Raw genomic sequence first — 12,775 nt, 5'->3', positions numbered from 1 at the left:
TGCCCCAGAATGCCTTCGCGCGATTGGTGTTGCTGCGCCAAAGCGACCAGAGCGTTGACTGCTTTCCGGGTACGCTGAAGTGCGGATTCTGGCGGCGCTTAACTACGTCGAGGGGTAGGTCTTGTTGTGGCCTTAGACTGGGGGCATCCTTTTCAAACTAGCCAAAGCATGCCCTCAGTTACGCCCCAGAGCGTGGCAATCCACTGGAAATGGACGGAATACCATGGCCTATGGAAAGCAGAAAAAAGTGATGTGCGCATTATGCCCAACGACCCTTACAGACTCTCAGGGTCGCCAAAAAACATCTGAATCCGCGACCGCAACCAACGCTCCCCCGGATCATTATCCTGGGACCCACGCCACGCCATGTGCAATTCAAAGCTGCGTACCGGCAACGGTGGATCTTCCGCCCGCACCCCGCCAGCCGCCGTCAGCGCATCGGCCGTATAGTCCGGCACGGTGGCGACGATATCGGTACCACTCAACAGGGTACTCAAGCCGTTGAACTGCGGCACCGCCAGCACCACGTGGCGTTTGCGCCCGAGCTTTTCCAGCTCTTCGTCAATAAAGCCACTGAGGTCACCGGCGAACGACACCAGCGCATGGGGGCGCGCGCAGAAGTCATCCAGGCTCAATGGGCCAGGCACGGTGTCGGCGCGCAACAGTTTTGGCATGCTGCGGCGCAATACCTTGCGCTTGGCATTGGCGGGCAGGTCGGTGGTGTAGCTGACGCCGATGGAAATTTCGCCGGAGGCCAGCAAGCCGGGCATCAGGATGTAGTTGACCCGTCGCACCACCAGCACGATGCCCGGCGATTCGGCGCGCAGGCGCTTGAGCAGCATGGGCAGCAAGGCGAATTCGACGTCGTCCGACAGGCCGATGCGAAACACCGCGGTGCTGGTGGCCGGGTCGAACTCGGCGGCACGGCTGACGGCGGTGGAAATCGAATCCAGCGCCGGAGAGAGCAGGGCGAAGATCTCGACCGCCCGCGCGGACGGTTCCATGCTGCGACCGGTGCGCACGAACAACGGGTCGTCGAACAGCCCGCGCAGGCGCGAGAGCGCCGCACTGATGGCCGGCTGGCCGAGGAACAGCTTCTCCGCGGCGCGGGTCACGCTGCGTTCGTGCATCAGGGTTTCGAATACGATCAACAGGTTCAGGTCGACACGACGCAGGTCATTACGATTCATCTTGAGTCCTGGCAGAGTCAGCAAACTTGACGTGAGCGGCCATATGGGAACAATGACCAGCAGGAATATTACGGGCAAAGGCTGGTACTCTGCACCGGGTAATTCAGTTTTCCCAAAAAGGCTGCTTCGGTTTCTTGCGACATTTGACGATGTTGCCGCAGCTGCGGAATCAATGACAGGCATGTCGACTATTAATAGCCACTGATAGTGTTGGGTTGAAAGCCCAGCTAGAGTTCAAGGCATTAGAGGTTCAATTGGCGAGGTTTGCGATGTCCCGCACGATCCGTTTTCACAAGTTTGGTTCAGCCGAGGTGCTCAAATGCGAAGAGCATGCGGCGGCCCTGCCTGCACCGGGCGAAGTGCAGGTGCGCGTCGAAGCCATTGGCATCAGCTGGTACGACACGCTCTGGCGGCAGAACCTGGCGTCGTCACACGCTCGCTTGCCAGCCGGTATTGGCCAGGAAATGGCCGGTATCGTCACCGCTGTCGGTGAGGGTGTCGATGACCTTGCGGTCGGTGACAAGGTCGCCAGTTTCCCGGCCCAGAGCCCGAACGATTATCCGGTCTACGGCGAGCTGATCGTGCTGCCGCGCTCGTCGCTGTCGCGTTACCCTGACGTGCTCAGCCCGATCGAAGCCAGCGTGCATTACACGCCGCTGTTGATTGCCTATTTTGGCTACGTTGATCTTGCGCGGGTCAAACCCGGGCAATTTGCCCTGGTCACCGACGCCAGTCACTGCGCCGGCCCTTCGTTCGTACAATTGGGCAAGGCCCTGGGTGTTCGAGTGATCGCCGCGACCAAGACCGCGGACGAGCGTGAATACCTGCTGTCGCTGGGTGCCGAGAAAGTCATCGTCACCGAGGAAGAAGACCTGCTGATGCGGATCAACAAGATCACCGACAACCGCGGCGTGGACGTGGTGTTCGATGGTTTGGGTGGCCCTCAGATGTCCCTGCTCGGCGACGTACTGGCGCCTCGCGGCAGCCTGGTGCTGTACGGCCTGCAAGGCGGCAACCAGACGCCATTCCCGGCGTGTGCGGCGTTCCAGAAGAACATTCAGTTCTTCGTGCACTGCATCGGTAACTTCACCGGCAAGCCGGAATTGGGCATCATCCAGGACCAGGTCGCACTGCAACGTGCCTTGCGCGACATCAACCAGATGACTGCCGATCGCGTATTGCTGCCGCTCAAGACCCGGGTCTTCCCGTTTGCCGAGTTTGTCGAGGCGCACCGCTATATGGACGAATGCCCATGCCGGGAAAGGGTTGCCCTGCAAGTCGAACCTGCCTGATCCCCCCTCAAAGAGTCCGTGCCTGCACGGACTCTTGCGTTTGAGCGCCTTTCCCCCCGACATGAGACGTCCCACCAGCCTGAAGGTGGGTCGGTTCAGCAACTGAACCGGTTTTTGCTCTCGATCTGTAGCTTCTAATCAACATCCAAGTACTGATAATTGCATGATTACTTTCATCTCAAGGAATGAGTCATGGCCAGGTATCTAGCCGAAACTTTTCAATGCGCGTCGTTGACCCATGTTCGACAACTAGTGATTCGTTGTGCGGTCGCCACATTATTTCGAGAAGCTTCTTTCCTCATTATTTGTATTAAATGTCTGTGGGACGCTGTCAGACATTTCCTAGGATGCCGAAGGCAATCGTCACAAGCTGCGGCCAAGAGCCTGCGCGCAAGCCCTTGCGTGGCTGTCTCGCTTCTGGCGATCAATTATTTCAAATGTTGACCAAAAACTTTAGCGTTAGCATTTGGTAATAAAGTCCAGTAATTAATCCCCATTCAGGCATCCCTTTGCGCTGTGCGTGCAGTTGTTTGCGCTGTGTCGAACTTACGAATATCAGGTAAATAGAAAATGACCCATATCCATGATCAGGCGATGAACTATGTCTATCAACAAGTGCTGCAACGACTGCTGAGTTTTTTTTCCCGTGCCGAGCGCACGGCATTGCAGTTATTGATACAGCGCCTGGCTGTCGCCGCCGGAGGAATGGATCGGATCGGTGGCTTCAAGGTATTGGCCATCCAGTGTGGCTCGCGTGACAGTTGCTACACCTTGGCACTGCTGCGTGCCGCGCAGCTGACGATCGCCAGTCGGGCGCCCGCGACATTCCAGTTGCGGGTCGCGACCCTGCGGCTCAATGGCATGAGCCAATTGGCGCTGGATAACATCCATCGCAGCTACAGCGCTTTGTTCCTCTACGACGATCCCCGAGTCGAAGTGCTGATGGTGGATAACCGTGAGGTGCTGCCGTTCGATCACCAGGCACCGGTGTCCAGCGCCGGGCGTGAAGCCAACCGGACGAACCTGCTGATGATCGGCCATCGTCGTGCCGTGGACGGACCTCTTGACCTGTTGGACGACGGGTATCTGGCCACGGGCGAGTTCCATGGACAGATCGCCCGCTGGAACCATGGCGTCGATGCCTTGGTCAGTGGCGACTCGCCGCGCCAGCAGAAGCGCTTTATCGAAGGGCTCAAGCGCGCGGCCGCCAAGGCAGGTCTCGAGACGTCGAACCGTCACGAGGCGGATTACGGCGGGTTGTTCATGCTGCTCGATGAATTGGGCAGTGACTGTTACCAGGCGTTTTATGCCGACTACGGCCAGGAGACCTGGCGTCCGGCTGAACAGTTTGAAGCCTGTCGTCGTACTACCTACATCGATATTCACGACGTACTGGTCAGCCATCTTGAAGATCGTTGGCCGTTGCTGACCGAGTTTCTCGGCTTCCAGGCCGATGAACTGGCGGTTCATCTTGGCGAAAACCAGTTCGTCAGCGTGGCTGTCTCGGCGCACCTGCGCGGATTGCAAGCCGGCTTCGTCCAGGGCGGCACCTATGAGGCAGGTGTTGCCCACTACCTGCAGCGCGCCCTGGTGATGATGCGTCGTAACCAACTGGAGGAATACTTGTACGAACGGGCAGAGGAGGCGTACGGCAACCCGGCGATCCTGGCCGGCCAGCGCGCACGCATCGCCGAGGAGGCGCAGCAGAACTTTGGCCTGAACGAGGCGCAATGGGTGTGCCTGCTGTTTGCCCCTTTTGTCGAGCAGGGCGCGGCCCTCGAGCGCTTCCTGCGTCTATGTCACCCGGGCATGCTCGTGGCCTTGCCCGAGTTGCACCGGGCCATGCAGGGGCATCCAGTCGCGGAGCAGATCCTGCAGTGGATGGTCGATGTCAGCGGCTTGCCTGTGAGCCTGATCGGCAGGTTGTATCGCATGGGGCCGGTGGCAGAGCAGGGCAAGTCGATGAACCCACCCGCGAGCGAGGCCTCGGTGCCAGTGCAGGCAAGCGACGAGGCGTCGATGACCGCTCAATGGTCGGCAGGACGTTGATCATGCGCATGTTGACGGCCCTTTCGAATGTGCGTGGCGACCACCGCCACGGATGGGGCCCCCTGTCATGAAAGGACAGCGTGAAACCGATTTCGCCTACCAGGCGGTCTACCGTTACCTGACCTGCCTGATCAGCGAACCCGTGAGCGACAGTCGCGTACGCCTGCCATCCTTGCGTGAGCTGTCCGAGCGCCTGGGCGTGTCGATCTCGACCATCCAGTACGCTTATTCGCTTCTGGAAAAGGAGGGGCGGGTCTATTCGGTGGCCAAGTCCGGTTATTACGCGCTACCGGTCGCGCCCAGCAGCACGCTGTACGATGGCAGTGACTTGCTCGAGAGCGTCTATGTCAACGCCCGTCTTCCCGCCATGCTGGTCCTCAGCGCGGATGAACCGGCCTTGCTGCAACCGCTCGACAGCCCGCTGTTGCTGCTGGAAAGGGAGCTGCTGCGCCAATACCCGCGCCAGCCGCAGCCGTCTGCGCAGCCCTGCGGCGAACTGGAGCTGCGTACCGCGTTGGCGGCGCGCTATACCACCTCGCCGGTGCGCTGCTGGCATGCCGATGATGTCTACATCGGCGCCGATCTACGCGGTGTGCTGGAAATACTGATCGTCGTATTGGCTCTCAAGGACGCCACGGTGGTGGTCGAGTCGCCGTGTGACTGGGCGATCCTGCGCCTGTTCCAGGCAGCCGGCGTGAAGGTGATCGAATGGCCGCTGCTGGGCGACGGTGGCCTGGACTGCAAGCGCCTCAGGGACTTGCTGGAAGAGCAGCCGGTGCGATTGGTGATGGTGTCGTCCGGGCTGAACATGCCCCGGGGCAGCAAGGCACCCGATGATAACCGGCAAGCGATCGCGCAATTGCTGGGACGACATGACACTTGGGTGCTGGAAAACGATAGTTATGGCGAACTCGGGTTTGAGCCCGATCTACTGCGATTTCGCGAACTGTTGGCCCCGGAGCGCCTGATGGTGTTCTCCGCATTCGAAAAGATCATCGGCCCGGAAGCGCCTTACGGTTATCTGCTGTCTCGCCATATGGGCGGCGAGCTGCAGCGGCAATTTCTATTACGAGCCTTTCGCCTGTCGCCGATTCGCCAGAAAGCCATCGCTCGCCTGTACAGCAACGGGCGCATCGATCAACACCTGCAGGTATTGCGTCGGCGCCTCAAGGACGGCAAGGACCAGATGACCCGGCTGCTCCAGGAACGACTGGGCGACGCCTTGCAGTACGTCGAGCCCCAGGGCGGCGCGACGATCTGGTTGCGTTCGCTGCGCCGGGTCGATATGAGCCGGGTGTTCCAGCGTTTGCTCAGGCAACAGGTGGTGGTTGCGCCCGGCGAGCTGTTCAGTCTGCAAGGCTTGCATGGGCAACACTTGCGTTTGAGCCATGGCGTTGGCAGCGATCAGGACCTGGCCACCGCGCTGGGCTTGCTGGGGGACGCCTTGCGCCTGGAAGCCATTGATTGAGCCCAGGTAAAATCATGCCGATGGATCGATTCCATCGCGCTAAGGTCAAACTGCCAGTAAACTCCGTTCCAATTCCTGAACTCTATCTCAGAGGTTGCGCATGACACTCAGTCCTTTTGCGGGCAAGCCGGCACCGGCAGAATTGTTGGTAGACATCCCGCGACTGGTCACGGCCTATTACACCGGCCAGCCCGATGCCGCCATCTCGACCCAGCGAGTGGCCTTCGGCACCTCCGGGCACCGGGGCAGCTCGTTCGATTTGAGTTTCAACGAATGGCACGTCCTGGCGATCAGCCAGGCCATCTGCCTGTATCGCGAGGCCCAGGGCATCGATGGCCCCTTGTTCGTCGGCATCGACACCCACGCCTTGTCCACGCCGGCCGGCGCCAGCGCCCTGGAAGTACTGGCTGCCAATGGCGTGACGGTGATGATCGCCGAAGGTGACGAATACACGCCGACCCCAGCCGTTTCCCATGCGATCCTGTGCTACAACCGCGGGCGTACCTCGGGCCTGGCGGATGGCATCGTCATCACCCCGTCCCACAACCCGCCGCAAAGCGGGGGCTACAAATACAACCCGACCAATGGCGGCCCTGCCGATACCCACATCACCAAGTGGATCGAAGCCAAGGCCAATGAGCTGTTGGCGAACAAACTCGCCGGGGTCAAGCGCATCAGCTACGAGCAGGCGCTGAAGGCCAGTACCACCCATCGTCACGACTACCTCAACACCTATGTCGCCGACCTGATCAATGTGATCGATTTCGACGCCATCCGTGATGCCAAGCTGCGCCTGGGCGTCGATCCGCTGGGAGGCGCAGGCGTGCGCTACTGGTCGGCGATCGCCGAGCACTACCGTCTGGACCTGGACGTGGTGAACAAGCAGGTCGACCCTACCTTCCGCTTCATGACTGTCGACTGGGATGGCCAGATCCGTATGGACCCATCGTCCAGCCACGCGATGCAGGGGCTGATCGGCCTCAAGGAACGCTTCGACGTGGCCTTCGCCTGTGACCCGGATCACGACCGTCATGGCATCGTGACCCCCTCTGGCGGTCTGCTGGCGCCGAACAACTACCTGGCCGTGTCTATCGATTACCTGTTCCAGAACCGCCCGCACTGGCGAGCAGATGCCGCAGTGGGCAAGACCGTGGTCAGCAGCGGCTTGATCGACCGCGTGGCCAAGCGCCTGGGACGCCGCCTGTACGAAGTGCCGGTGGGCTTCAAGTGGTTTGCCGATGGCCTGTTCGACGGCTCCCTGGGCTTTGGTGGCGAAGAAAGCGCGGGGGCTTCGTTCCTGCGCAAGGACGGTAGCGTCTGGTGCACCGACAAGGACGGGCTGATCCCGGCCTTGCTGGCGGCTGAAATGACCGCCCGTACCGGTCGCGACCCAAGCCAGGCTTATCGTGCCCTGACCGATGAACTGGGCGAGCCGTTCTCGGTGCGGGTAGACGCCAAGGCCAACCCGGAACAAAAGGCACTGCTGAGCAAGCTGTCGCCGGATCAGGTCACCTCGACCGAGCTGGCGGGGGAAAAGATCCAGAGCATCCTCAGCAAAGCACCGGGTAACGACCAGGCCATTGGCGGCCTGAAGGTCATGACCGAAAACGGCTGGTTCGCGGCGCGTCCGTCGGGCACCGAAGACATCTACAAGATCTATGCGGAAAGCTTCGTGAGCGACGACCACCTCAAGCAGTTGGTGGCTGAGGCCCAGACCCTGGTGGATGGTGCTATTTCTTCGAAATAAATGATGGCCCCTTCGCTGGCAAGCCAGCTCCTACAGGATTGATGCAACCTTGTAGGAGCTGGCTTGCCAGCGAAGACGGTAGTCCAGGCACCAACGGTGCTTAGGATTTACCGAATCAAGCCAGATCCACCAACACAATCTCACTGTCCTCAATCGCCGTCACCCGCAACAGCTGCTCTTGAGCAATCGCAACACCGTCTCGAGCTTGTGCTCGCAAGCCATTGACTTCAATGACCCCCGTGGCCGGAACAAGGTAAGCGCGACGGCCGTTGTCCAAGTGATATTCCGCCGTTTCACCCGCCTTCAGGTTCGCCGCCACCAACCGCGCATTGGCGCGGATTCGCAGGCTTTGATCGTCCCCGGCCTTTCCGCTGGCCAAGGTCACAAACCCTTCGCGCTGGCCCTTCGGAAACGGCTTGGCGCCCCAGGAGGGTGCCAGGCCGGATTCGTTCGGGATGATCCAGATCTGGAAAATTCGCGTCGGTGTCGCTTCCAGGTTGTATTCGCTATGGGCGATCCCGGTGCCAGCACTCATGACCTGAACGTCACCGGCTTCAGTGCGACCCTTGTTGCCCAGGTTGTCCTGGTGGGTAATCGCCCCTTCACGGACATAGGTGATGATTTCCATGTCCCGGTGCGGGTGCTGCGGGAAACCGGTGCCCGGGGCGATCACGTCATCGTTCCATACCCGCAGGTTGCCCCAGTTCATGCGCTTGGGGTCATGGTATTCGGCGAACGAAAAGTGGTGATGGGCATCCAACCAGCCATGGTGAGCGCCGCCGAGCGAGTTGAAAGGTCTGAGTTCAAGCATGATCGTCTCCTGAAAGGTTCGTCATGGGGCGCAAGGGCCTGGCCACGAATCGAGACCGGTGGTTGATGACGGGCATCATCCATCAGGCAACAATCGATAAAAAGCGTAAAAAGTGCCTCATAATCATCGAATGGTTTGATAGGAAGCTACCTCGAATGGATCTTATACAACCTTCAATATCGCGCATAAGCCGATGAGTCCTAAGCATTTCACTAGAACTGAGCGGCAAATAAAGACACCATAGCCCTCAACAGCCTCACACCCTGGAGTCCGTCCGCGTGCCGCAACACACCCCCGATCTTCCGCCTGAACTTCGCCCCCTGGCCGAAATGCCACTGCTCAAACGCCTGGCCGCGCGCTTTTTTGGCCATGGCCTGACACGCCTGCGCGCGCAGCACCGCGCGTCCTGGTTGCATGGCCAGGCAGACGGTTTTCGCAGTGGGCATAGCGCCGGGGTGGATTACGGATATAAGGAAGGCAAGCTCGAAGGACTCGAAGAGGGCCGGCAGGTCCTGCTGATTCGCGACTCGCGCAGCACCGAGCACCGGCCACCGAACATCGATGAGCATCTGTTCGACGATTGGCGCCTGCCATTGAGCGCCGAATTGAAGAAGCGCGTGAAGGCCGACGTCGCCCGGCTGCTGCCGGCATATGCCCAGCCCAGCGCCGCGCAGTGGAAGATGATCTTCAGTGACACGCCTTCGACCTCGGTGATTGCCGGAGCGGGCGCGGGCAAGTCGACGACGTTGGTCCTGCGCATTTTGCTGCTCCACCACTACCTGGGGTTCGAGCTGGGCTCGATGACCGTGGTGACCTTTACCCGCGAGTCGCGCAAGGATTTCATCAATAAGCTGATCGAACTGTTCGCGCTCTGGGGGCGGGCAATCAGCTTCAGGGACGCGCGTGACCTGGTGCGCACCTTCCACTCGCGGATCCTGCCGATGGTTCGCAGCCTGCCGGGCTTCGAACGGCTGCAAGCCTTCGAAAACCTCAGTCACCGCACCCAAGGCGCGGATGACGAAGTGGACAGCAATCCGTTCGACCTGCGCATCAATGACGCCCAGCGGCAGCAACTCAACGCCTGTTATCACGCCTTGCACAGCCGCGATCAGCGTTTTCGCGAGCTGATCCAGCCGTTGTCGCGCCACGCCTTGCAACTCAAGGAGCTGGAGCGCGACCACCCCGATGTGCAGAAACGCGTGGCCGTCACCGAGTTGGCGGCCAAACGCGATGAAGAACTCTGCGACCTGGTGGAAGACCTGTGGTTCCGCGCCGGCGCCTGGCCGATCAAGGGTATCGAACCCAACCGCCAGGCTTTTGATATCAATGGCAGCGCCTTTCATTGCCACGGTTACATTCCGTCGCTTGATGCTTGGGTGGTGCTGGGTTTCGACCCTGGGGAAAATCCACAACTGACCCGGCCCAACGCCAAGCTCACACTGCGTGCGGAATCGGCGGTGAAGCGTACCCTGTTTCAAGCTTTCTGTCGTAAGCCATTGATATGGCTGGATAGTTATGAATCGTCGAGGCGTGTCCTCGCCTCCCTTGGCGGCGACGCCAGCGCCGGGCCTGGCTTCGATTACAAGGTCAAGGGAGAGCTTGCGTCTGCGCCGTTGCTGGACTGTTTTGTCGCCGCCGCCGGGTTCATCGAAAACCTCGGCCTGGATGTGCCGACGGCGGTGGGCCAGATGAGCTTTGCCAAGGATGACCCGGACCGGTTTTTCTTCGAGGCCCTGAGCCTGTACTGGCGAGCCCTGGAAGATCACTTGCTCGACCAGAAACCGCCGGTCATGACCTACAACCGCATGTTCGCGTTGTTCAGCGAGCATTCCCCGGAGAACCTCAAACTGCTCAGCGACGAGCTGTTGCGGCCGCTGTCGCACTTGATGATCGACGAGTTTCAGGATGTCTCGCCGCAAATCGTCTCGTGGATCCGGGCCAGCCTGGTCGAGATCCGCAGCCGCGGCCCGGCCCTGCACACAGGACGCGGCGCCCAGCACTCGTCATTGCTGTGCGTGGGGGATGACTGGCAGTCGATCTACGGTTGGCGCGGCAGTTCGCCCACCTATTTCATGGAATTCAACAAGACGTTCTCGTCGCCCAGCACCACCAAGGTCATGCTCAGCGACAACTATCGCAGCCACCAGCACATCATCGACGCCGCCGAACACATCGTGCGGGCCGCGCCGGCGATTGCCGGCAAGAAGGCCAAGGCCAGCGGCGAGCCGAAGGCGTTGTTGCCGGTCAATGTGCTGGACCGGGATGACCAGGGCATGGCCCAGCGCCTGATGGAGCACTACCGCAAGGGTGATTCAATCTTGATGCTTTATCGAAAAAGCAGTGATAAGTCATTGATTGAGCAGCATATTCAATCCATAGTTAATGTGGATTCTAGCTTGCCGTATGAAGCCCGGCGCCTTAAGCAACTGACCTATCACAGCGCCAAGGGGCTTCAGGCGGACGCGGTGTTCCTGCTTGGCGATTGCCAGCACTTGACCCGTTCACCGTACAAGAACCAGGTATACCGCATGGCGGGCCTGGGCAAGGCTGGCGATAGCGAGCCTTACGACAATGCGCAGAAAGACGAGATCCTGCGCCTGGCCTACGTGGGCATTACCCGGGCCGTGAGCCATTGTTATTGGTATGTAGACGCGCAGGACACCCAGGCGGTGAACATGCCCAAGGCGTCGGATCGGATCAGCCAGGGCAAGGCGTTCTTTGCCGATCATCGAAAGGCCAAGACCCCGGCGTAATCCATTCAATCTCCCGCGGCCGTACCCGATCTCCTGTAGGAGCTGGCTTGTCGGGTCGCCGCATCGCAGCGATGGTCGACAACGATGACGCGTGCCGTCTGAATGAATGCGTTGTACAGATGATTTTCGCGAGCAAGCCCGCTCCCACAGTTGATCGGGTACATCCGCGAGTGATGGTTCGGCTGTGAGGCCGCCTTCGCTGGCAAGCCAGCTCCTACAGTTGATCCTCGGGAGACGGTCTGCACCCCGATCCATAATCCTGTAAAAAACAAAAAAGCCCACCATATCGTGTAATGCTGTTCACTTAAGCATGGTGTTGTTAAGAACTGGATTGGGGGATATCCATTGCTGCGGTAACGGCCACTTATGGTTTCGCTCTTACAGCGAGTCACTTTTGGAAGAGCCCAAAAGTAACCAAAAGGCTCTTGCCCCACCACTCGGTGCCTCGCTGTGGCTCGGCATGCCCTCTCTCCGGCATTGCTCCGTGGGTCGCCGCGATGGGCCGTCCCTGGCCCAGCGCGGCTAAACCGGCGTCCTGCCGGTTTACCCACTACGCAATGCCTGCGTTCGGCCATCGTGGTTTAACGGGGCGCCACGATCAAAAGCAAAGCGAGGCGGCCTGACAGCCGACCTGATTTTAAATGAGCACGTTCCCCTGTAGGAGCGCCGCCCGGAGCCGGCTCGCTCCCCACAATTGGATCGTAGACAGGTCCCTTAATCAGGTCGGCTGTCAGGCCGCCTCGCTTTTGCTTTGGCTTTTGATTTTCTTGCCCCATCGAGAGGCCGAGTGGAGGTTCTGCGCAGGGGCAACCCGGCATGGATGCCGGGTTAGCCGCGCTGGGCCAAGGATGGCCCATCGCGGCGGGCCCACGGAGCAGGACCGGAGCGAGGGCATGCCGAGCCCTAGCGAGGCACCGAACGTCAGGGGCAAGAGCCCTTGGTTACTTGGGGCTTTTCCAAGTGACTCGCTGTAAGAGCGAAACCATAGGTGGCCGTTACCGCAGGAATGGATATACACCTAATCCAAATATCCACCTGAAGCCCTCCAACCTAAAGTGAACAGCATTACACCATATCGTGGGCTTTTGGATGGGGGAAAGCCTGCCTTCAGGCATAACTCCTGAGGGCCACCGGAGGAATGAACGCTTCAAGCTCATCCTCCACGGCTTCGATTATTCGCTCGACGTCGGCGGCATTCATGACCGTCGAACAGGGAATACCGGCGATGGCGATCATGGTCTCGCCACTGGCCCGATCAAACAAACGGGCAATCATGCTGCCCGGGGCGTCCATGCTTGCCTCGAAACCCATGGGATGGAAATGCCAGCGCATCAGCTGGCAGGCATTTGGAAAAGTGACCTTGCTGAACCCTCTATTCATGTGTTGCCCGCCTTCTTTATCGAGCGCTTCCGTTAGCTCACGTTAGGTGGGAAGAACCTTCATTGGCTCAACCAGTGACAGTCTT

General features: G+C 59.9%; 8 protein-coding genes. 5 read left to right on the top strand and 3 right to left on the bottom strand.

Features of this window, described 5'->3' with window-relative positions:
• Nucleotides 1–275 precede the first annotated feature (275 nt).
• Nucleotides 276–1,190, bottom strand: coding sequence for a LysR family transcriptional regulator (locus DKB71_RS17640; RefSeq protein ID WP_408596226.1), 915 nt, complete (start codon nucleotides 1,188–1,190; stop codon nucleotides 276–278).
• Nucleotides 1,191–1,459: 269 nt separating this feature from the next.
• Between DKB71_RS17640 and DKB71_RS17635 the strand changes: the two genes are divergently transcribed.
• The 4 genes from DKB71_RS17635 (at nucleotide 1,460) to pgm (ending at nucleotide 7,746) form a co-directional block, all read left to right on the top strand.
• On the top strand, nucleotides 1,460–2,482 hold the full coding sequence (locus DKB71_RS17635) for a zinc-dependent alcohol dehydrogenase family protein (protein WP_274075799.1): 1,023 nt from the start codon (nucleotides 1,460–1,462) through the stop codon (nucleotides 2,480–2,482).
• 570 nt (nucleotides 2,483–3,052) lie between these two features.
• Entirely contained in the window at nucleotides 3,053–4,531 is a 1,479-nt protein-coding gene (locus tag DKB71_RS17630) for a hypothetical protein (protein ID WP_408596224.1), read from the top strand.
• A gap of 67 nt (nucleotides 4,532–4,598) precedes the next feature.
• Nucleotides 4,599–5,999, top strand: a complete 1,401-nt coding sequence (locus DKB71_RS17625) for a PLP-dependent aminotransferase family protein (protein ID WP_408596222.1) — start codon at nucleotides 4,599–4,601, stop codon at nucleotides 5,997–5,999.
• A gap of 100 nt (nucleotides 6,000–6,099) precedes the next feature.
• On the top strand, nucleotides 6,100–7,746 hold the full coding sequence (gene pgm / locus DKB71_RS17620; protein WP_408596220.1) for a phosphoglucomutase (alpha-D-glucose-1,6-bisphosphate-dependent): 1,647 nt from the start codon (nucleotides 6,100–6,102) through the stop codon (nucleotides 7,744–7,746).
• 115 nt (nucleotides 7,747–7,861) lie between these two features.
• Here the strand turns inward: pgm and DKB71_RS17615 are convergent, their stop codons facing one another.
• The gene (locus DKB71_RS17615; protein ID WP_274075795.1) at nucleotides 7,862–8,557 is read right to left on the bottom strand and encodes a pirin family protein; all 696 of its coding nucleotides are present in this window, start codon (nucleotides 8,555–8,557) and stop codon (nucleotides 7,862–7,864) included.
• A 278-nt stretch (nucleotides 8,558–8,835) separates the two neighbouring features.
• Here DKB71_RS17615 and DKB71_RS17610 point away from each other — a divergent pair, with 278 nt between their 5' ends.
• Complete coding sequence (locus DKB71_RS17610) at nucleotides 8,836–11,310, top strand: UvrD-helicase domain-containing protein (RefSeq protein WP_408596218.1); 2,475 nt, start codon at nucleotides 8,836–8,838, stop codon at nucleotides 11,308–11,310.
• Nucleotides 11,311–12,417: 1,107 nt separating this feature from the next.
• Here the strand turns inward: DKB71_RS17610 and DKB71_RS17605 are convergent.
• Nucleotides 12,418–12,690, bottom strand: a complete 273-nt coding sequence (locus tag DKB71_RS17605; RefSeq protein WP_274075793.1) for a DUF1652 domain-containing protein — start codon at nucleotides 12,688–12,690, stop codon at nucleotides 12,418–12,420.
• Nucleotides 12,691–12,775: the final 85 nt, after the last annotated feature.

This window comes from Pseudomonas sp. PLMAX (assembly GCF_046042685.1).
Taxonomy (GTDB): domain Bacteria; phylum Pseudomonadota; class Gammaproteobacteria; order Pseudomonadales; family Pseudomonadaceae; genus Aquipseudomonas; species Aquipseudomonas putida_AE.
This window is presented reverse-complemented; position numbering and strand designations above follow the sequence as displayed.